This is a genomic window from Rhizobium sp. TH135, from assembly GCF_002855515.1.
In the GTDB taxonomy this organism is placed as follows: domain Bacteria; phylum Pseudomonadota; class Alphaproteobacteria; order Rhizobiales; family Rhizobiaceae; genus Allorhizobium.
On record NZ_PKRP01000007.1, the window covers coordinates 101,844 to 120,274 of the forward strand.

The window sequence follows — 18,431 nt, forward strand, 5'->3', positions numbered from 1 at the left end:
AAGCTGCGGTGGGGGTGATCGGCCGTCTTCCGCTGGAATCACCCCACCCCGGCACTGCGTGCCGACCCTTCCACTCACGGGGAGGGAAGACGCCCACCACGATCCGATCTCCCCCTTGAGGGGGAGATGTCCGCAGGACAGAGGTGGGTACCCCTCCTCGCAACGCCACCCCTGCCGCAACACCAGAATGCAACGCGGATGTATCGCGAGACAGAATGACCAGTTCGCCAGCCACAGAAGACCCCATCATCCCGCCCCCTCCCGAACAGCGCCGGGCGCTTGTGGTAATGAAGGACGTATCCAAGGTCTTCTCCAGCGGCACGGTGGCGCTGACCGGCATGTCGCTCACCGTCAACGGCGGCGAGTTCGTTTCCCTCCTCGGCCCCTCCGGCTGCGGCAAGTCGACGGCGCTGCGCATCATCGCCGGCTTGGGCGACACCACCACCGGCACCATCGACTGGCCCAGCTCGCGGATTAATTCCAAGGGCCTGCCCGAAGGCGACATCTCCTTCGTCTTCCAGGAGCCGACGCTGATGCCCTGGGCGACCGTCTTCGGCAATGTCTACCTGCCTTTGAAACTGCGCGGCATCTCCAAGTCGGCCGCCAGGGCCGATATCGTCGCCGCCCTCGACCGCGTCGGTCTCAAGGATTTCACCGACGCATATCCCCGCGAACTCTCTGGCGGCATGAAGATGCGCGTCTCGATCGCACGCGCGCTGGTCACCAAGCCGAAGCTGCTGTTGATGGACGAACCCTTCGCGGCGCTGGACGAAATCACCCGGCAGAAGCTGAACGACGATGTACTGGCCCTTTGGAAGGAGACCGGCATCACGGTCATCTTCGTCACCCATTCCGTCTTCGAAAGCGCCTACCTCTCAAGCCGGATCGTCGTGATGAAGGCGCGCCCCGGCCGGGTGCATGCCGATTTCCCGCTACAGACCAGCCTCGACCGCGACGCCCTATACCGCACGTCCGAGGAGTATCGGCAGGCCTGTGAAACCGTCTCCAAGACACTGATCGAAGCCATGGGCGGGGAGCATCACTGATGACCGGACCGTCCGAAACGCTTGCAAAAATCCTCGTTCCTATCCTCGTCGTCTGTCTATTGATCATTGTCTGGCAGGTCGGCGTCTGGGTTTCCGGTGTCCCGCAATACATCCTGCCCGGCCCGATCGCGGTCGCCGGCGCCCTGTTCAAGGACTGGGGCACGCTATCGCCTGCCCTCTGGGTCACCACCAAGATCACGCTGATGTCGCTGGGCTTGGCGCTTCTCGGCGGCGTCGGGATCGCCGTTGCTCTCGTCCAGTCCAAATGGATCGAGATCGCCTTCTACCCGATCACCGTCATCCTGCAGGTCACCCCGATCGTCGCCATTGCGCCACTGATCCTGATCTATTCGCCCTCGACGCAAGTTGCGCTCCTGATCTGCGCCTTCCTCGTCGCCTTCTTTCCGATCCTGTCCAACATGGTCCAGGGCCTGAAGAGCGTCGATCATAATCTGCTGAACCTCTTCGACCTCTACGGCGCCTCGCGCTGGCAGACCCTGCTCTATCTCAAACTGCCGGCCTCGCTTCCGTATTTCATGACCGGTCTTCGGATCGGTGGCGGCCTCGCGCTGATTGCAGCCGTCGTTGCCGAATTTGCCGCTGGGTCCGCCGGCGCCGGATCGGGCCTTGCCTTCCGCCTGCTTGAGGCCCAGTTCCGTCTGAACATTCCGCGCCTCTTCGCTGCCCTCTTCCTGCTCTCTTGCCTCGGTGTGGTGATCTTCGCGATCACCTCCTTCATCTCCTGGCTGGCCCTGCATCGCTGGCATGAGAGCAGCCTGAAACGAGAAAATTGATGTCGAACCCGATTGCCAACCTCCCCGCTGCCAAGCGCTTTGTCATCGCCAATGCGACGCTCCCCGAGATCTGCGTCGATGGTATCGAGGCCCCCGCCTGCGAGGGCCTGATCAGCGCCGACATCGTCGTCGCCGATGGCAAGGTCGAGGCAATTCTGAAGCCTGGCACCGCCCCATCAGGTCTCCCCTCGACGGATCTTCGCAACGGCATGGTCTGGCCGACCTTCGTCGACATGCATACCCATCTCGACAAGGGCCATATCTGGGACCGCCGCCCAAACCCCTCAGGCGATTTCATGGGCGCGCTCGAAGCCGTGAAAACCGATCGCGAGGCCCGCTGGTCGGCTGAAGATGTCCAAGCCCGCATGGAATTCTCGCTGAAGACGGCCTATGCCCATGGCACCAGCCTTATCCGCACCCATCTCGACAGCCTGGCGCCCCAGCACCGCATCTCGTTCGAGGTCTTTGCCGAAGTCCGTGACGCCTGGGCGGGCAAGGTCGACCTGCAGGCCGCCGCCCTCTTCCCCTTCGACCAGATCACTGAACTGACCTTCTTCAAGGATCTGGTCGAGGTCATCGTCGCCCACAAAGGCCTGCTCGGCGGCGTCACCTATCTGATGCCGGAGCTCGATGAGAAGCTCGACATCCTCTTCCGCACGGCGAGCGAGAACGGCCTCGACATCGACCTGCATGTCGACGAGACGCAGGACAAGGAAACCCTGACGCTCAAGACCATTGCAGAAGCCAAGATCCGCAATGGATACGAGGGCTCTGTCACCGTCGGCCATTGCTGCTCGCTCGCCCGTCAGGACGATGATCTTGCAAAACGCACCATCGATCTGGTGGCCGAGGCAGGCCTCTCGGTCGTCTCGCTGCCGATGTGCAACATGTATCTGCAGGACCGTCATCCGGGCCGCACGCCCCGCCAGCGCGGCGTCACTCTCTTCCACGAACTGTCAGCCGCCGGCGTCGCCACCGCCGTCTCTTCCGACAACACGCGCGATCCCTTCTATGCCTATGGCGATCTCGATCCCGTCGAGGTCTTCCGCGAAGCCGTGCGTATCATCCATCTCGACCATCCGCTGGACACCGCCGCCCGCGTCGTCACCCGCACGCCCGCCGACATCCTGAAGCGCCCCGACCATGGCCGCGTCGCCGTGGGTGGCAAGGCGGATCTCGTCCTCTTCAGCGCCCGCCGCTGGAGCGAATTCCTTTCCCGTCCGCAGGCCGACCGCATCGTGATGCGGAATGGCATGGGCATCGACCGCAGCCTGCCGGATTACCGCGAACTTGACCCGTTGCTTGGAGTTTAGACATGGCCGACTACGCCAAAATCATCGAAGAGCTGGAAGGCATCGCCGTCGAGGACAATCCGGCTCTGGTCAAACAGAAGAGCCGCGATTTCTACTGGTATTCGCCGATCCTGAAGGAGGAACTCGACAATGTCGTCGGTGACCTCGTCGTTTCCCCGACGACGGAAGAAGAGGTCATCCGAACGCTGAAAGTGGCCTATGCGCATGGCGTGCCGGTCACCCCGCGTGGCGGCGGCACGGGCAATTACGGCCAGGCCATGCCGCTCTCGGGCGGCATCGTGTTGAACCTCATCAACATGAACAAGGTGAAGGAGATCCTGCCCGGTCGCGTCATCTGCGAGCCGGGCATCATCATCTCCGAGCTTGACCGCCAGACCAAGGAACATTCCGGCCAGGAACTGCGCTTCCACCCCTCGACCAAGCAGACAGCCTCAATCGCAGGTTTCATCGCCGGCGGCTCCGGCGGCGTCGGCTCGATCACCTGGGGCGGCCTGCGCGACCTCGGCAACATCTTGCGCCTGCGCGTCGTCACCATGGAAGCCGAGCCCCGCGTGCTCGAACTTTCCGCCTGGGACCTGCAGAAGGTTTCCCATGCCTATGGCACCAACGGCATCATCACCGAAGTCGAGATGCCGCTGGCACCGGCTTACGACTGGGTCGATGTCATCGTCGGCTATGACGAGTTCATGGACGCGGTGAAATTCGCCGATGCGCTCTCCCACAAAAACGGCATCCTCCTGAAGGAAGTCGCCCCGATCGCAGCCCCCATTCCATTCGACTATTTCACCCGCCACAAGCCCTGGCTAAAGGAAGGCCAGTCGGTCGTCGTGCTGATGGTGGCGCCGCATTCGATGGAACCCTTCCTGGCGCTCGCCGAGCGGATGAAAGGCGATGTGCGCTTCCGCTCCGACACGGTCGAAAGCATGAAGGGCATCCCGCATGCCTATGAGCTGACCTGGAACCACACGACGCTGCGCGCCCTGAAGCTCGACACCAACATCACCTATCTCCAGGTCCAGTATCCCGGCCCCGATCATGTCGAGAAGGTCCGCGTCATGACCGAGCTCTTCCCCGACGAGGTCATCGGCCATCTCGAATTCATCAAGTTCGACGGCCAGATCCAGTGCGCCGGCCTGCCACTGGTGCGCTACACCACCAAGGAGCGGCTGGAAGAGATCATCCGCATCCACGAGGAAAATGGCTGCCCGATCTTCAACCCGCACCGCTACACGCTGGAAGAAGGCGGCATGAAGCAGACCGACCAGGTGCAGCTTGCCTTCAAGAAGGAAACCGATCCGAAGGGCCTGCTCAATCCCGGCAAGATGATCGCTTGGGAAAACCCGGACTTCGATTTCTCCGCCGGCAAGAACTACCTTTTCCCCGGCCTGGAGGTGTTTTCCGAAGCCTCATAAGGCCCATCAGATGCGTTGCGGCTCCCCGTTCCGGAGCCGCAACGAAGAACCGCCGGAACGAACTTATTCCGAAGGTACTCCCGGCCGGATCACTCCGGTCCATGCTCTCCACGACATGGCATCCCCCCATCCCTCGGCATCAGGCGGCGAAGGATGGGGATGCTGGGACAAACGGCGCGGAAGTTTTCAACTGGACCCCGACTGCGAAAGCGGTGGGCAACGACTTGGAGCTTTTTGACATGCGCGTACTCGTCCTTCACTCCCACCCCCTTGATGAAAGCTTCGGCCGGGCGCTTTACAAGCTCACCTGTGAGAGCCTGGAAAAGGCCGGCCACGAAGTCGATGGCTGCAATCTCTACGAAGAGGGCTTCGACCCGGTGCTCTCGGCCCATGACCGCCGCGTCTATCACGACATTCCCGACAATCTTTCGCTGGTACAACCCTATGTCGACCGCCTGAAAAAGGCGGAAGGCCTTGTCATCGTCACACCCGTCTGGAACTTCGGCTTCCCGGCCATGCTGAAGGGCTATTTCGACCGCGTCTGGCTGCCCGGCGTATCCTTCGATCTGGTGGACGGCAAGCTGACGCCCACGCTCCGTCACATCAAAAAGCTCGCAGCCGTGATGACCTATGGCGCTACTCCGTTGCGCGCCTTCCTTGTTGGCAACCCGCCAAAGAAGATCGTCAACCGGGTACTCCGCGCCCAGATCAAGATCGGTGCACCGGTGAAATATCTCGCCCATTACGACATGAACAACTGCACGGAAGAAACCCGCGCTGCCTTCATGGCCAAGGTGCGCCGCGAGATGGAAAACTTCTGAAGTGTAAGCCGGCGGTCAGACGACCTTGGCCGCCGTCACCTCGACTTCGACCAGGAATTCCGGCCGCGTAAAGCCGCCTACGACGAGCAGCGTCGAGACCGGTTTGGGATCGAGCGTATAGCGATCGCGCACCGCCATATAGTCCGGAAAATCCTCCCGCCGCGTCACGAAGCCGGAGACACGGATCACATCCGCGAACGTCATGTCGGCCTCTTCAAGAATGGCCTTGATCGCCTCGAAGCACAGCTCAGCCTGGCCGGTCACATCAGGCGGGATCGTATCATCCGGGCGGATGCCGAGCTGGCCGGACGTAACGAGCAGGCTCGCACCCGGGGGCACGATCAGACCATGATTGTAATGCCCGAAAGGACGGCGGACGGAGGGGGGATTGAAGACCTTTTTCATGGCCTTGAGCCTAGCGCGGCGAGGACCTGGGCGAAAGGGAAAAGGGTGCTTCCGCACCCCTTTTGACCTTACAAATCCGGGCCTGTCGGCTAACGAATACGTCGCCCCGAAGCATCGAAGAGAAAGCTGGTCTTCGCAGCAAGCCCCACCGCGATCTCGTCGCCGTAGCGCCCCGCATGGCGGCGCTCTTCCTGCTCGATGATGATCTGCTCGCCGGGCACCGTATGGGCGTAAACATAGCTGGTATTGCCGAGATGTTCGACGACATCAACGTGCGCCGTCAGCTGCGTATCGCCACTGCCTGCGGGCAGGAAATGCTCGGGGCGCACCCCGACCGTCACGGCATCACCGACCTTTGGCGCGGTCGCGCAGGCAACCGTCAGCTGCGTATCCGGCCGCGCCTTGAGCGCAACGGTGACCTGACGACCCTCCGCCTGAGCGACGACCGTGGCTGGCAGAAAATTCATCCGCGGCGAGCCGATAAAGCCGGCAACAAACATGTTGTCGGGATCGTCGTAGAGTGCAAGCGGCGCACCAACCTGCTCGACAATGCCGCCGCGCATCACGACGATCTTGTCGGCCAGCGTCATCGCCTCCACCTGGTCATGCGTGACATAGACGATCGTGGCGTTGAGCTCCTTGTGCAGCCGGGCGATCTCGACGCGCATATGCACGCGCAGCTCCGCATCAAGGTTGGAGAGCGGTTCATCGAACAGGAAGACGTCAGGTTGACGCACGATGGCACGGCCGATGGCGACGCGCTGGCGCTGGCCGCCGGAGAGCGCCTTGGGCTTACGATCCATCAGCGCGTCGAGTTCGAGGATCTTCGCGGCCGCATTGACCCGCCGCTCGATCTCGTCCTTCGCCATACCGGCAAAGCGCAGGGCAAATCCCATGTTCTCGCGCACGGTCATGTGCGGATAGAGCGCATAGGTCTGGAACACCATGGCAATCCCGCGCTTGGACGGATCGACATCGTTCATCAAGGTGCCGCCGATGGTCAGCTCGCCGGAGGAGATATCCTCAAGCCCCGCGATCATCCGCAGCAACGTGGACTTGCCGCAGCCGGAGGGACCGACGAAGACGACGAACTCGCCTGAGGAAACCTCGAGATTAACCCCCTTGATGACCTCGAGCGAGCCGTAGGACTTGCGGATATCGGTGAGCCGGACCTCTGCCATTTAAGCCTCGCTCAGGTGACGTTAAAGGTGATGCGCTGGGTCCCGAAGGGACGGCAAGTCGCAGTCAGCGTCAAGTGACCGGCTTCGTTTCCGGCTTCGACATAGACGCCGACGGCGCCACCCTTGAAGGAGAGAAGCGAGGGGCCGACGATACGGCCCGGGCCTTGCAAGCTGACCTCGACCGGATCATCAAAGAAGCTCAGGACATTGCCGCCCTGATCGAGCGCACGCAGGATCACGCGAACCGTGTCCTTCTCGCCAGCCCTGAGCTCTGTATCATCGGCCGCAATCTCGAGTGTCGTCGGCAGCGGATCGGCCGGCAGATGGCGGCGAACCACTTCCTCGCCATTGATAAAGCCGACGAGTTCGCCATCCCGCCAGGTCATGCCCCATTCGCCGAATTCCTCCGGCGTCACCATGCTGTGGTCGAGGATGCAAGGCGGATGCGGCAGATGCGGATAGGTCTTGGTATCGGGTTCGATCCGCTTGACGATATGGCCCATGCGGATTTCGACATAGTCGCAATTGGTGAGCACGATCAGCGGCAGAACGCCGCCGATATTGCGCTCGCCGCGCGCCCAGAAGCTGACCGGCTGCAGCACGACCCCATCCTTCGGATCGCCCTGCGAGGCATAGGCGTAACCGGCGAATTTCGGCTCGCGATACATGTCGGTCACGCCGTGATAGCAGATGCGGTCGCCGGAGCCGAAATCCTTGTGCGTGTTGTAATCGAACATGCACCAGCCGGTGGAGCCTGAGATCGACGGGTCGCCAGCGGCCGCATTCAGAATCGCCAGGTGACGGCCGACATGCTCCGCCTGCCGCTGCTCCTGGTCGAAGCGCTTGGTCGGATACATGTGCCCGCCATATTCGGTGATCATATAGGGCACCTTACGGTCGAGCCCGGTTACCTCGCGCTGATCGCGCAGCACCAGCCGCTCGCGATTATGGCCCGGCAGCTCGTCCATCCCAAGGATAAAGTCGTTCATTGTGTAGACGTCTTCGAGCAACTCGCTGTCGGTGATGTAGCGCACGCCGCCTGTCTGGCGGGTGGTGTCGAGCGAACGGGCCATGGCATTCGTCTCGACATAGAAGTCGTGAGAATCTTGGCTCTCGTTGATGCGCACGCCCCAGATAATGATCGACGGGTGGTTCCAGTCGCGCTCGATCATCCGGCGCACGTTCTGAACGCTCTCTGCCTTCCAGGCATCACCGCCGATATGCTGCCAGCCAGGGATTTCTTCGAAGACCAGCAGACCGATCTCGTCGCAACGATCGAGGAAGTATTTCGACTGCGGATAATGCGAGGTGCGAGCTATGTTGCAGGCGAGATCGTATTTCAGGATGTCGGCATCCTTCTCCTGACCGCGCCTTCCCATGGCATAGCCGAGATGCGGCCAGGCCTGATGGCGGTTGAGGCCGCGCAGCTTGACGACGCGTCCATTCAGCTTGAAGCCCTCGATCGTGTATTCGGCAGAGCGGAAGCCGAAACGGCTGGTCACGGCGTCGGCACCGGCTGCAGTCTCCAGCGCCACCGTAAGGTGATAGAGGGCGGGATTGTCGATATCCCAGAGCGTGATGCCCTGAAGCCCGGAAAGGCTAAGCGAAACCTCTGCGCCCGATACGGTCGCCTCGGTCCGCGCGATCTCCTGACCCGCGCCATCTTTCAGAACAGCCGTGACATTGCCGGACAGCGCCAGATCCGTCGGATTGGAAATCCAGACCTTCGCCGTCACCTGCTTGGTGCTAGCCAGAACATCAGGCGTCTCGATCTTGACGTTCTTGATCGAGACGGGCGCGGTGATCTTGAGCCAGACGTCGCGATAGATGCCGGCATAGGTGAGATAGTCGATCACGCCACCGAAAGGCGGGATCTCGGGGTTCTCCGAACCGTCGATCTTGACTGTCAGCAGGTTGTCGCCGGCTTTCAGATGCGGCGTGAGCCGGGCTTCGAACGGCGTGTAGCCATCCTTGTGTGCGGTGATCTCAGCACCATTCAGATAGACCACGCTGTCGGCCATGGCGGCATCAAACACCAGCGACACTTCGCGACCCTCGAAACGCGGATCCCAGGCAATGACCTTCTGGTAGGTAAAGGCCTTCTGATAGCTCTTTTCGTCGAAATAGTTGTAAGGCAGCTCGACCGCCGTATGGGGGAGCTGAACCGTCTCGCCGGGCTGCGAAGCCGAGGCGAAAGCCGGTTCGAATCCGGCGCGAAAAGTCCAGTCTCGGTTGAAATTCTCGATAATGCGCATTTCAAAGTCCTATTTCACGGAGCCGAGCATGCCCTGCACGAATTGCCGTTGCATGGCGAAGAAGACGAGAAGAGTGGGAAGGGTGGCGAGGATCGTACCGATCATCACGGTGCCGTATTCAGGCGAATAGGCAGACGCGAGCGAGGAGACGACCAGCGTGATCGTCTTCGTGTCGTTCGACTGCAGCACAATCAGCGGCCAGAGATAGTTGTTCCAGTTCAGCATGAAGACGATGACGAAGGCCGCCGCATAGGTGGAGCGCATCACCGGCACGTAGATGTAGAAGAAGATCTGCCACTCCTTCAGCCCGTCCACCTTGGCCGCATCGCGAAGCTCGGTCGGGAAGGCCTTCGAGGCCTGGCGGAAATAGAAGATGATGAAGGCGGATGCGATCATCGGCAGCATGATCGCGATATGCGTATTCAGCAGCCCCGCCTGCCCCATCAGCATGAAGAGCGGGATCATCAAGGCCGCAAACGGCACCATCAGCGTGAGCAGGATGACCGTATAGACCCGCTCCCGCAGCTTCGAGCGGAACATCTCGAAACCGTAGCCAGCAAGCGAAGAGACGAGCAGCGTCAGCGCTGTGCCGACCAGCGCGATCTTGACGGAGTTCCAGAACACCAGCGGCACATCCACCTGCGCGAAGAAGGACGCGATGTTGTCGAAGAGTGCCGTACCGAAAGTGACCTTTCCGCGGATGATCTGGCTCGTCGAATTGGTCGCCCCGATCACCATCCAGATGAAGGGGAAGATCGAGAGAAAGGCGGCAAGCGACAACACGCTATACTGCACGATGTCAGGCAGGCGGCGACGAAGCGTAGTCATCATTTGCGTTCCCTCGCGGCATAGAATTGCAGGAAGGAGAGAACCGCCACCATCAGCACAATCACATAGGAGACCGTCGCCGCATAACCAAAGCTCGGCATGAAGCGGAAGGTCAGGTTGTAGATGTACAGCGACAGCGTCAGCGTCGAGTTGGCTGGGCCGCCCGTACCCTCAGTGAAGTTATAGACTTCGTCGAACAGCTGCAGAGTGCCGATCGTCGAGGTGATGGTGGTGAACAGGATCACCGGTTTCAGCATCGGAATGGTCAGGAAGGCGAAGCGCCCCCAGGACGGCACGCCGTCGATCTTCGCCGCTTCGTAAATCGAGCGATCGATGTTCTGGAGTGCGGCCAGATAGAAGATCATGTTGTAGCCGGTCCAGCGCCAAGTAATGGCGATGATGATCAGGACTTTGGCCCAGAAGGGATCGGTCAGCCAGCCGATCGGCTCGCCGATGATGCCGATCGCCAGCAGCGTATTGTTCACCACCCCGTCGAGCGAGAACATGCTCTTGAACAGGATGGAATAGGCGACCAGCGAGGAAACGCATGGCAGGAAGATCATCGTCCGGAAGAGGCCGGAATAGCGCAGCTTCGGATTGTTCAGCATGGCCGCCAGGATCAGCGCCATGGTGATCATGATCGGCACCTGCACGACGAAGAAGATGACGGTATTCTGCAACGCCTGCCAGAAGACCGGGTCGTTCCACAGACGCACGAGGTTTCCCGTGCCGGAAAACTTCAGCATCATGCCGCGACCGGTATAGAGCGACAGGACGAGCGACCGCAGGATCGGGTAGAGCATGAAGACGGAAATCAGCGCGATCGCGGGCGCCACGAACAGCCATCCGTTGACGTCGTAATAGCGCTTCAAGCTGGATCTGGATGTGGTGGCCATGCGGTGTCCCCGAACCCGATCAGTGGTCACTGAACATTTGTATGCGGAAGGGAAGCCGCGCGGCGTTTCCGCCGCACGTCTCCGGGAGGACAGGGGCCAGACCCGAAGGCCAAGCCCCTGTGGGATGGGTTTACTGGATCTGGCCGGCAGCCTGATCTTCGATCGCCTTCAGGACCTCATCGACTGGCGTCCCCTTGACCAGGGCCGGGAAGTTCGCCGTGACAGCCGTGTCGAGCTCGTTGGTGAAGATGCCGTAATTGACGGCAGGCACCTGGACGAGCCAATCCGCGAAGTTCTGCCAGACGGTCTGACCACCGAAGAAGTCATCGGGCTTCTGATAGGCTTCACCCGTGCGGGCGGCGAGCAGCGAGCCGACAGCGCCGCGCTCGGTCAGGATCTTCTGATAGAAGTCGAGATCCTTCGCATAGACTTCATTGAGGAAGTCGATCACTTCGTCCTTCTCCGCAGAAGCCTCGAGAACATACCAGCTGGAGCCGCCCAGGTTGGAGGCTGCGGTCGCGCCATCGATACCCAGCTTCGGAATGGCGGTCAGTGCCCATTTGCCGGCCTGGTCGGCCTGCGACTTGACAGTGCCGGTGATCCACACGCCCATCAGGACGGAAGCGACATCACCCGAGGTCAGCGCGCTGATACCATCGTTCCAGCCACTGGTTGGCTTGGCGACTCCCTCGTTGACGATGCGCGCCTGGGTTTCGAGCGCTGCCTTCAGCGCGGCATTACCGGTGATGTTGAGGCTGCCGTCTTCGTTGAAATACCACTGACCGCCGGACTGCATCATGATGCGGATCAGACCGCCGTCATTGCTATCCAGCGCCATCATCTCGTGACCGGTCTTGGCCTTCACTTCCTTGCCGATTTCGATGAATCGGTCCCAGGTGAGGTTCTGCATATCCTCAGGCTTGAAGCCAGCCTGCTCGAGATAGTCAGTGCGATAGTAGAGGCCGGTGACGCCGGAATCGAAGGGAACGCCATAGACCTGGCCTTCCAGCGTCATCAGGTCGACCTTGTATTTGGCGAAGCCGGAATAATCGATCTTGTCGGTCAGCGCGGCGAAAGAGCCCGGGAAGGACTGCAGGTATTTCTGCGCGCCGTAGTCCTCGATCAATACGATATCCGGCAGCGTATCCGTCATGCCGGAGGCAAGACCTGTCTGGAGCTTCTGCTCGACATCGGCCTTGGCGAAATCGACGATGTTGAAGGTCGTGTCAGGATGCTTCGCGGTGTAACGCGCAGCGGCTTCCTTCATGATCGCGACGTTGAAGTTCGGGTCCCAGCACCAGATGGTGACTTCGCCGGCAAAGGCGGCCGTGCTGCAAAGAAGTGCGGCACCCGTCAGCGCTGCCGAAACGGAGCGCTTGAGCACGCGAGAATAAACCATGTGTTCCTCCCATTATGACGTTGAACGCGGCAGCCTCATCCCCTGCCTCATCGCCACTATTTCCGAAAATCGGAGGACAGCCAAGAAAATTTTTACTAAATATTTTGTGCGCTGCGGTAAGTACTGTGGATTCCACAACCTTTCCTCGAAAACAGTCAGCTGAGCGATGGCTTCTTCGCACTGCCCCGCCACACCATCTCGGTCGGCAGCGTCACGTGCTTGGAGTAGTCGCGTCCATTCAAACGCTCGACGAGCAGATCGACCGCCGCCTCACCGATGAGTTCGCCCGGAATGCGCATGGTCGAAAGCGGCGGCGTCAGAAACTGCGCCACCGGAATATCGTTGAACGCGACAACTGCGATATCATCGGGGATCGACAGGCCCGCCTCCTGGATCGCGCGGTAGGTGCCGATGGCCATGTTGTCATTCGCGGCCACGATCGCATCGGGTCGGGTCTCGAGCGCCAGCAGCGATTTTGCCTGCTGATACCCCGTCTCGAGCCTCAGATTCTGGCCGAAACGCTCGCTCCGCCCGAGCGCCAGAAGCTCGGGCTGGTAGCGCCCGCGCGCCTCGTGCCATTCGATGAAGGCCTTGCAGCGCTGCTCGCCATGCATCAGCGCATCATTGTCCATCAACTCGTAGCCGCCGACAAAGCCGATCCGCTGGTATCCCGCGCTATCGAGACTGTCGAGGATCGTCACCGTTGCCTCGCCCAGATCCGCCCGCACGCAATCGAACTGCGGCATGCGCGGATTGTAGTCGGCCATGACCAACTGCGGGCAAACCTTGGCCATCGCTTCGATCTCGGCCTTGGGATGATGCCCGACCACAATGGCTGCGGATATGCCGGTCAACATCGCAAGATCCACGGGAACATCGGGGTTGAACACCCGCGCGATCTCGATCTTGTAGGCGCGGCAGCGTGCCTCGATCCCGAGCCGCACGCCGACATAATAGGGGTCGACGAGTTCCTCATTGGGCGCCAGAAAATGGATGACCGCAATATTGGCGGAAACCTCCGAATGCATGCCCATGGGAATGGAAAAGGGCGGCGAAAGCGCATTCTTGCGCGCCCGCGGGGTCGCATAGTTCAGCGCTTCGGCTGTCTCGATGATCGCCTGCCGCTTGATCTCGGAGATGGACAGCGTCTGGTCATAATTCAAAACGCGGGAAACAGTGCCTGACGAAACGCCCACGGCCTTCGCAATTTCCTTGATCGTCACCACGGCGGCCTGTCCTCCTCCACCTGCATCCCCAGAAGGCAGTAGTAAACCTCCAGAAAATATTTACTAGGCCAGTCGCACCTTGGATACAACTGCTTCGCTCGACATGGCAAGACACCCGACACCGGTCGATGAACCGGTCGCGGGTGTCTGGAAGTCTCTAGCTTGAGGATTTCAGAATTCGGCAGAGGCCCCGACCCAGAGGGTGCGACCGATGACCCAGGGCTGCCCATCCTCGGCTGTAGCATTGCCCAGCTCGTTGAACAGGTTGACCACCTTGAAGTTCAGCGTCAGACCATGATCGTCCATCGAAGCCACCTTATAGGAGCCGGAGAGGTCAACGGTCAGCACAGCATCGAACGCCTTATCCTCCCAGATCTCATGCTCGATACCGTCAATATCTTCGGTATCGCCTGAGTCAGCCACGCCGTCATAGGCGAAGTTGTAATTAGCGGAGAGACCGAGTGTCAGGCGCTCGTCGAAGAAGCTGCCAGTGAGACCGACCTGAGCGCGCAGCGGAATGTCCATGTTACCAGTGACGGCGTTGAAGCCAGCCTGTGTGTAGGACATGCCCTTGTACGAGATCCTCTCGTCCAGATCATCCTCGTCTACGAAATAGCTGTCGGCTGAGACATTACGGTCCGCCCATGTGATCGAGGCAGACAAGAGGGAATTCTCTGCCGGGTTCCAAGCAGCCGTCGGCAATTCCTTGGCGTATTCCGCCGTAAACGAGTCGTAAGAGCCTTCCGCATTGTTTGTCAGTACATACGAAGTGCTCGTGGGTGTGGCCGAGGAATATTGGTCACGCGAGCTGCGATGCATGTAGCGGAAGCGCCAGTCGCCCGCCGTCAGGGGATCGGTGAAGGTGATCGCGGCGGTGAATTCGTCCGTGAACGGGGTCTTCAAATCCGTAGCGTCGAACGCGTAATAGGTCTGTGTTGGCGTGGTCGTGAAGTTGCCGACGACGCCTGTGGAACTCGGCGTCCTTGAATACGTGATGACCCGTGGTTGCTGATCGCGGATGGCGTAAGCAAGGTTTGCGGCGTCGTAGTACCGGTTATAGCCCCCGGAAATGCTGAGTTCTTCCATCGGCCTAACAGTCGCGACGAGGCGCGGCGCGATGTTCAGATTGCCCTGAAAGTCGTCATAGTCCAGGCGGACACCGGGACGGATGTTCAGCCAATCGAACGTCTGATCGAGTTCAAGATAGCTGTTGGCCTGCATGATCTGGGCAGTGATATCATAGGCCTTGTAGACCGCTTTCGACGCGGCGAACTGCTCCGAGTAGCACTCCTCGGTCGTATTGCAGGTGAAGGTTTTGATCCCGTTTCCGTTCTGCCACAGGTTGGGAGTGCCGGAATAGGAAGCGGCGACTCGATACGTGTAGTTCACGTAATCCTGTGCGCGCCGACGATGTGCCTGCGTGTAACCGAACTCGTAACCAGTACGGAACGTACCGCTCCACACATCGCCGGCCAGATCCTGAGACCAGGTATAGCGTTCCTGACCTTGGCCACGCTCGGACCCCATGCCGCCCTCGCGGCAGGATGTGCTGGTCGTGGACGTAGGATCAATCCTGCACCAGTCCAACATGCTGGTTTCAAAGACGCGAACACCAGAACGAAAATAGGTCGACTGCCAGTTGCGGACGATATCGTCGCCGCCAAGATTGAGTGCATCGGATTTCGATGCGGTGATCTTGCTGGTCAATGAGACGTTGGAAAGAGGAACGCCACCAAGCGAAAAGTCCTCGAAATCATAGCTGTTTTCGAGCTTCCCCGCATAGGTCTGGGTCGCGGTATCGATCTCGAGGTCCCGGTAATTGTCCGACTCGAAATCCTGATAGTAGTCCGTATGGATGCCCTCCAGCTTGAAGAGGCCAAAGTCGGTCTCTGCATTGGCCTGCAGCCTGAAGAACTCGTTCTTCGATTCCGATTGCACGTACTCATCGCCGTAGATGTAGTTCTTCGCCTTATTGGTCCAGGCATCCGTCACGCTGTACTGACCAATGACAGAAACATTGTCAGTGACCGGCCCGGAAACGGAGAAGGCCTTCTTCTTCTTGTAGAATTCCGGCTCTTTTACATCGTTTGGATTGAGACCATCTTCGGTCGCCAGATTATACTGAACCATGGAGTCGCTTTCGTACTCCACAGAGGCTGTCGCCCGCCATCTATCAGTTGTAGACTGCTTGAGTTCGTATGCAACGACGCCCCCCTGGAAGGAGCCATATCGGGCAGAGGCATTGCTGTCGATGACCGTTGCGGAGTCGACAAAATCTGTCGGCACGAACACCGTCTGTGAATGCAGGCCATAGATGCGATCGGCATTGTAGGCAGCGTCATCGTCGGAGAGTTCGCCATAATTAGTTTGATAGGGCTCCTCCGTACCCGTGATCGTGTTGATGCCGATGCCGTTCAGGATGAAATTGTTCTCATAGGTCCGACCACCTGAGATCGAGACTTCCTGCGGCTTTGTATTCAGGATCGCCTGCCCCTCGACGCCGGCGTTGTCGTTCGTATCATCCTGATACTGCACATTCGGCAACCCGCGCAGGAAGCTGTTGGCGTCCGCGCTGCTGGTGCGGACCCCAACCTGGGTCGAATCCATCACGGTCGTTCCGGTATCTGCCGCACTGTCCGTGCCGAGCTTCACGCCACCGCCGGAAGACGAAACGGTGATTTCTTCGAGCACGGTGGTTCCCGCAGCCGCAGCCTCGTCGATGACCTCGGCGGCAACCAGCGACACCGTGCGGGCACCCGTGACGCGAACCTCGATGCCGGAACCGACAACCAGAGCCCTGAGGGCCGAGAGCGGGTTGGTCTCACCGGCAACCGCCGAAGATGTCCGCCCGGAAACAAGCGCCGAGGCATAGCCGACCTGCCAGCCGGTGAGGCGGGTGAAGGCGCGCAGCGCCTGATCGAGCGGCTGGGCGGGAATGTCGATGCTGGAAATGGCGCTGGCGGCCGGCGCGGCAGTGGCCTCTTGTGCCTGACCGGTGCCCATTGCCCCCATCGAGGAAGCCAGCGCCGTGGAAACCATGAATATCGCAAGCCGACGCCTGCGGATCGAAACTGTACGCAATGCCATACTCATCCAGGCCTGAAGCGGCCTGTCACCCTGTTGTCACCCCACCGCAAGGCCTCATGCCGTACGGTTCTGCAGGAGATGACGGGCGAGCGTGTCCCATCTCACAAAAATAACTTGAGAAACTAGTGAATGATTATGAAGCCGCCGGGCAGCCGTTCGAATTTGGCTCCTGCAGCCGTGGCGACGCTCTCGATCGCCGCATCGGCCTCCTCGATCCGGAAGCTGCCGCTCACCGGTATCTCCAGCGCTTCGCCACCGAGCGTCAGGATACGCGTCTGGCTGTAGCGTCCGATCCTCGAGAGTGCCTCGCGCAGCGGAACGCCTGCGAGCAGCACCCAGCCGTCCCGCCAGGCCAGTCGATCCTCCACCGCCGCTTCGGACAAGCGGGATATGCCGTCAGCATCCATCTCTGCCGCATCCCCGGGGCTCAGCACCAGCCCCTGCCCCGCATCTCCACGCCGGCCAAGCGAGATCCGCCCCGATCGGAGAACTACGACATCGGCCTCGTCCAGCCGTTCGACATTGAAACTCGTTCCCGTCACCAGAACCGTCCCATGCCCCGCTGTGACCGTGAAAGGTCTCGACGCATCATGGGCAACCTCGAACCAGGCCTCACCTTCAAGCAAGCGCACCCCGCGCCGATCCCCGTCAAAATCGAGTGCGACAATCGACCGGCTGTTCAACTGCATGCGCGAACCGTCCGGCAGATCGACATCCCGGATCTCGCCCGCGGCCGTCTGATAGTCTGCCGTCCAACGCGCCACCCAGTCGGGTGACACCTCGACCAGAACAGCGGCACCAAGCACAGTCGCGGCAAGCGCAAGCGGCGCCCCGAAGCGCATGACGACACGCTGCGCGATACGAACGACGGATGGCTGCGATTTGAAAACAACTGGTGTTTGCGGCAGCTGCGCTGTCGCGACCGAAAGCTCGGGACAGTTCCAGAGCGTGCGGACTCGGTCATAGGCGTCACGATGCTCGGCGCGACCAGCGAGCCATGCATCGAACAAGCGGCGGTCACCCTCCCCGGCCTGCAATCTCAAGAACCACTCGAGCGCCTGATCCATGGCTGGATCCGCATGCCGAAATTCAGCCACGCCTTCCTCCCCCCGTCTTGTCACCATGGCCATCCTCCGCATGCGCGCGCTCTCGGGATAGATGACGTTTCAACCGACGTCACATCCCAAAATTTCAGGTTGTCGTCCTTTATCCGCCAGCAACTCATCGATCGAGCCTCTCTCGAACCTCGAGCAGCACGGCCATGGCGAGCTTCATGTCGTTGAAGACGGTGTTGGGTGATACGCCGAGCCTCTGGGCGATTTCCGGATAGGACAGACCCTCGAGACGGCTCAGGCACCACACGGATCTGGCACGGGGCGGCAGGCCGAGCAGCGCGCGATTGAAGGCGCGCACGAGATCCTTGCCGATCGCCTGCTCCTCGATGGAGGGCTGCGGGTCGGCAACCCCATGCACCTGGCCACCGTCGAAATTTTCGTCTTCATGCGCAGACCGCACCTTTCTGCGGCGCACATGGTCGACCGCAAGATTGCGGGCCGTCTGCCAGAGAAAGCCTTCGAGATTGCCGGGGACCGCGCGATCAAGCGACCGCCGCACCCTGAGATAAGCATCCTGGGTCAGCTCCTCCGCCTCGGCGCTGTTGCGCACGATGCCGAGGATCTTCCGGTAGAGATCCGGCCTCATGGTGAGGAAAACACGGTCCAGATGCTCGGTCTCGGTGCCCATTTCAGCCCTTCAGGCCCGCGCTTTC

General features: G+C 60.5%; 15 protein-coding genes. 5 read left to right on the forward strand and 10 right to left on the reverse strand.

What is annotated here, in order from left to right; genetic code table 11:
* Nucleotides 1-215 precede the first annotated feature (215 nt).
* The 5 genes from C0V73_RS20235 to C0V73_RS20255 all read left to right on the forward strand — a co-directional run bounded on the left by C0V73_RS20235 (nucleotide 216) and on the right by C0V73_RS20255 (nucleotide 5,386).
* The gene (locus C0V73_RS20235; protein WP_102021827.1) at nucleotides 216-1,046 is read left to right on the forward strand and encodes an ABC transporter ATP-binding protein; all 831 of its coding nucleotides are present in this window, start codon (nucleotides 216-218) and stop codon (nucleotides 1,044-1,046) included.
* Entirely contained in the window at nucleotides 1,046-1,840 is a 795-nt protein-coding gene (locus tag C0V73_RS20240; protein ID WP_102021828.1) for an ABC transporter permease, read from the forward strand. Before C0V73_RS20235 ends, C0V73_RS20240 begins: the two co-directional genes overlap by 1 nt.
* Nucleotides 1,840-3,153 (forward strand): cytosine deaminase, encoded by a 1,314-nt coding sequence (locus C0V73_RS20245; RefSeq protein WP_102021829.1) that lies wholly within the window; start codon nucleotides 1,840-1,842, stop codon nucleotides 3,151-3,153. The genes C0V73_RS20240 and C0V73_RS20245 overlap by 1 nt, the downstream gene beginning before the upstream one ends.
* Before the next feature lie 2 nt (nucleotides 3,154-3,155).
* Nucleotides 3,156-4,565 (forward strand): FAD-binding oxidoreductase, encoded by a 1,410-nt coding sequence (locus C0V73_RS20250; protein WP_102021830.1) that lies wholly within the window; start codon nucleotides 3,156-3,158, stop codon nucleotides 4,563-4,565.
* Between the two features lie 239 nt (nucleotides 4,566-4,804).
* Complete coding sequence (locus tag C0V73_RS20255; RefSeq protein WP_102021988.1) at nucleotides 4,805-5,386, forward strand: NAD(P)H-dependent oxidoreductase; 582 nt, start codon at nucleotides 4,805-4,807, stop codon at nucleotides 5,384-5,386.
* Nucleotides 5,387-5,401: 15 nt separating this feature from the next.
* Here C0V73_RS20255 and C0V73_RS20260 read toward each other — a convergent pair whose 3' ends face one another.
* The 10 genes from C0V73_RS20260 to C0V73_RS20305 form a co-directional block, all read right to left on the reverse strand.
* Nucleotides 5,402-5,791, reverse strand: coding sequence for a RidA family protein (locus tag C0V73_RS20260; protein WP_102021831.1), 390 nt, complete (start codon nucleotides 5,789-5,791; stop codon nucleotides 5,402-5,404).
* Nucleotides 5,792-5,880: 89 nt separating this feature from the next.
* Nucleotides 5,881-6,972, reverse strand: a complete 1,092-nt coding sequence (gene ugpC / locus C0V73_RS20265) for a sn-glycerol-3-phosphate ABC transporter ATP-binding protein UgpC (protein WP_102021832.1) — start codon at nucleotides 6,970-6,972, stop codon at nucleotides 5,881-5,883.
* An 11-nt stretch (nucleotides 6,973-6,983) separates the two neighbouring features.
* Nucleotides 6,984-9,227 (reverse strand): glycoside hydrolase family 2 TIM barrel-domain containing protein, encoded by a 2,244-nt coding sequence (locus C0V73_RS20270; protein WP_102021833.1) that lies wholly within the window; start codon nucleotides 9,225-9,227, stop codon nucleotides 6,984-6,986.
* Between the two features lie 9 nt (nucleotides 9,228-9,236).
* On the reverse strand, nucleotides 9,237-10,058 hold the full coding sequence (locus tag C0V73_RS20275) for a carbohydrate ABC transporter permease (protein ID WP_172450247.1): 822 nt from the start codon (nucleotides 10,056-10,058) through the stop codon (nucleotides 9,237-9,239).
* On the reverse strand, nucleotides 10,055-10,951 hold the full coding sequence (locus C0V73_RS20280; RefSeq protein ID WP_102021834.1) for a sugar ABC transporter permease: 897 nt from the start codon (nucleotides 10,949-10,951) through the stop codon (nucleotides 10,055-10,057). The genes C0V73_RS20275 and C0V73_RS20280 overlap by 4 nt, the downstream gene beginning before the upstream one ends.
* A 130-nt stretch (nucleotides 10,952-11,081) precedes the next feature.
* Nucleotides 11,082-12,350, reverse strand: a complete 1,269-nt coding sequence (locus tag C0V73_RS20285; protein WP_102021835.1) for an extracellular solute-binding protein — start codon at nucleotides 12,348-12,350, stop codon at nucleotides 11,082-11,084.
* A 155-nt stretch (nucleotides 12,351-12,505) separates the two neighbouring features.
* Nucleotides 12,506-13,576, reverse strand: a complete 1,071-nt coding sequence (locus C0V73_RS20290; RefSeq protein ID WP_102021836.1) for a LacI family DNA-binding transcriptional regulator — start codon at nucleotides 13,574-13,576, stop codon at nucleotides 12,506-12,508.
* Nucleotides 13,577-13,747: 171 nt separating this feature from the next.
* The gene (locus C0V73_RS20295; protein ID WP_143708357.1) at nucleotides 13,748-16,663 is read right to left on the reverse strand and encodes a hypothetical protein; all 2,916 of its coding nucleotides are present in this window, start codon (nucleotides 16,661-16,663) and stop codon (nucleotides 13,748-13,750) included.
* 122 nt (nucleotides 16,664-16,785) lie between these two features.
* Nucleotides 16,786-17,760, reverse strand: a complete 975-nt coding sequence (locus C0V73_RS20300; RefSeq protein ID WP_172450248.1) for a FecR domain-containing protein — start codon at nucleotides 17,758-17,760, stop codon at nucleotides 16,786-16,788.
* Between the two features lie 124 nt (nucleotides 17,761-17,884).
* Nucleotides 17,885-18,406, reverse strand: coding sequence for an RNA polymerase sigma factor (locus tag C0V73_RS20305; RefSeq protein ID WP_102021839.1), 522 nt, complete (start codon nucleotides 18,404-18,406; stop codon nucleotides 17,885-17,887).
* Between the last annotated feature and the right edge of the window lie 25 nt (nucleotides 18,407-18,431).

Bases quoted from the DNA above. Each gene is read 5' to 3' on its own strand.
- C0V73_RS20235 (WP_102021827.1), top strand. From the start codon at position 216: ATGACCAGTTCGCCAGCCACAGAAGACCCCATCATCCCGCCCCCTCCC.
- C0V73_RS20240 (WP_102021828.1), top strand. From the start codon at position 1,046: ATGACCGGACCGTCCGAAACGCTTGCAAAAATCCTCGTTCCTATCCTC.
- C0V73_RS20245 (WP_102021829.1), top strand. From the start codon at position 1,840: ATGTCGAACCCGATTGCCAACCTCCCCGCTGCCAAGCGCTTTGTCATC.
- C0V73_RS20250 (WP_102021830.1), top strand. From the start codon at position 3,156: ATGGCCGACTACGCCAAAATCATCGAAGAGCTGGAAGGCATCGCCGTC.
- C0V73_RS20255 (WP_102021988.1), top strand. From the start codon at position 4,805: ATGCGCGTACTCGTCCTTCACTCCCACCCCCTTGATGAAAGCTTCGGC.
- C0V73_RS20260 (WP_102021831.1), bottom strand. From the start codon at position 5,791: ATGAAAAAGGTCTTCAATCCCCCCTCCGTCCGCCGTCCTTTCGGGCAT.
- ugpC (WP_102021832.1), bottom strand. From the start codon at position 6,972: ATGGCAGAGGTCCGGCTCACCGATATCCGCAAGTCCTACGGCTCGCTC.
- C0V73_RS20270 (WP_102021833.1), bottom strand. From the start codon at position 9,227: ATGCGCATTATCGAGAATTTCAACCGAGACTGGACTTTTCGCGCCGGA.
- C0V73_RS20275 (WP_172450247.1), bottom strand. From the start codon at position 10,058: ATGATGACTACGCTTCGTCGCCGCCTGCCTGACATCGTGCAGTATAGC.
- C0V73_RS20280 (WP_102021834.1), bottom strand. From the start codon at position 10,951: ATGGCCACCACATCCAGATCCAGCTTGAAGCGCTATTACGACGTCAAC.
- C0V73_RS20285 (WP_102021835.1), bottom strand. From the start codon at position 12,350: ATGGTTTATTCTCGCGTGCTCAAGCGCTCCGTTTCGGCAGCGCTGACG.
- C0V73_RS20295 (WP_143708357.1), bottom strand. From the start codon at position 16,663: ATGGCATTGCGTACAGTTTCGATCCGCAGGCGTCGGCTTGCGATATTC.
- C0V73_RS20305 (WP_102021839.1), bottom strand. From the start codon at position 18,406: ATGGGCACCGAGACCGAGCATCTGGACCGTGTTTTCCTCACCATGAGG.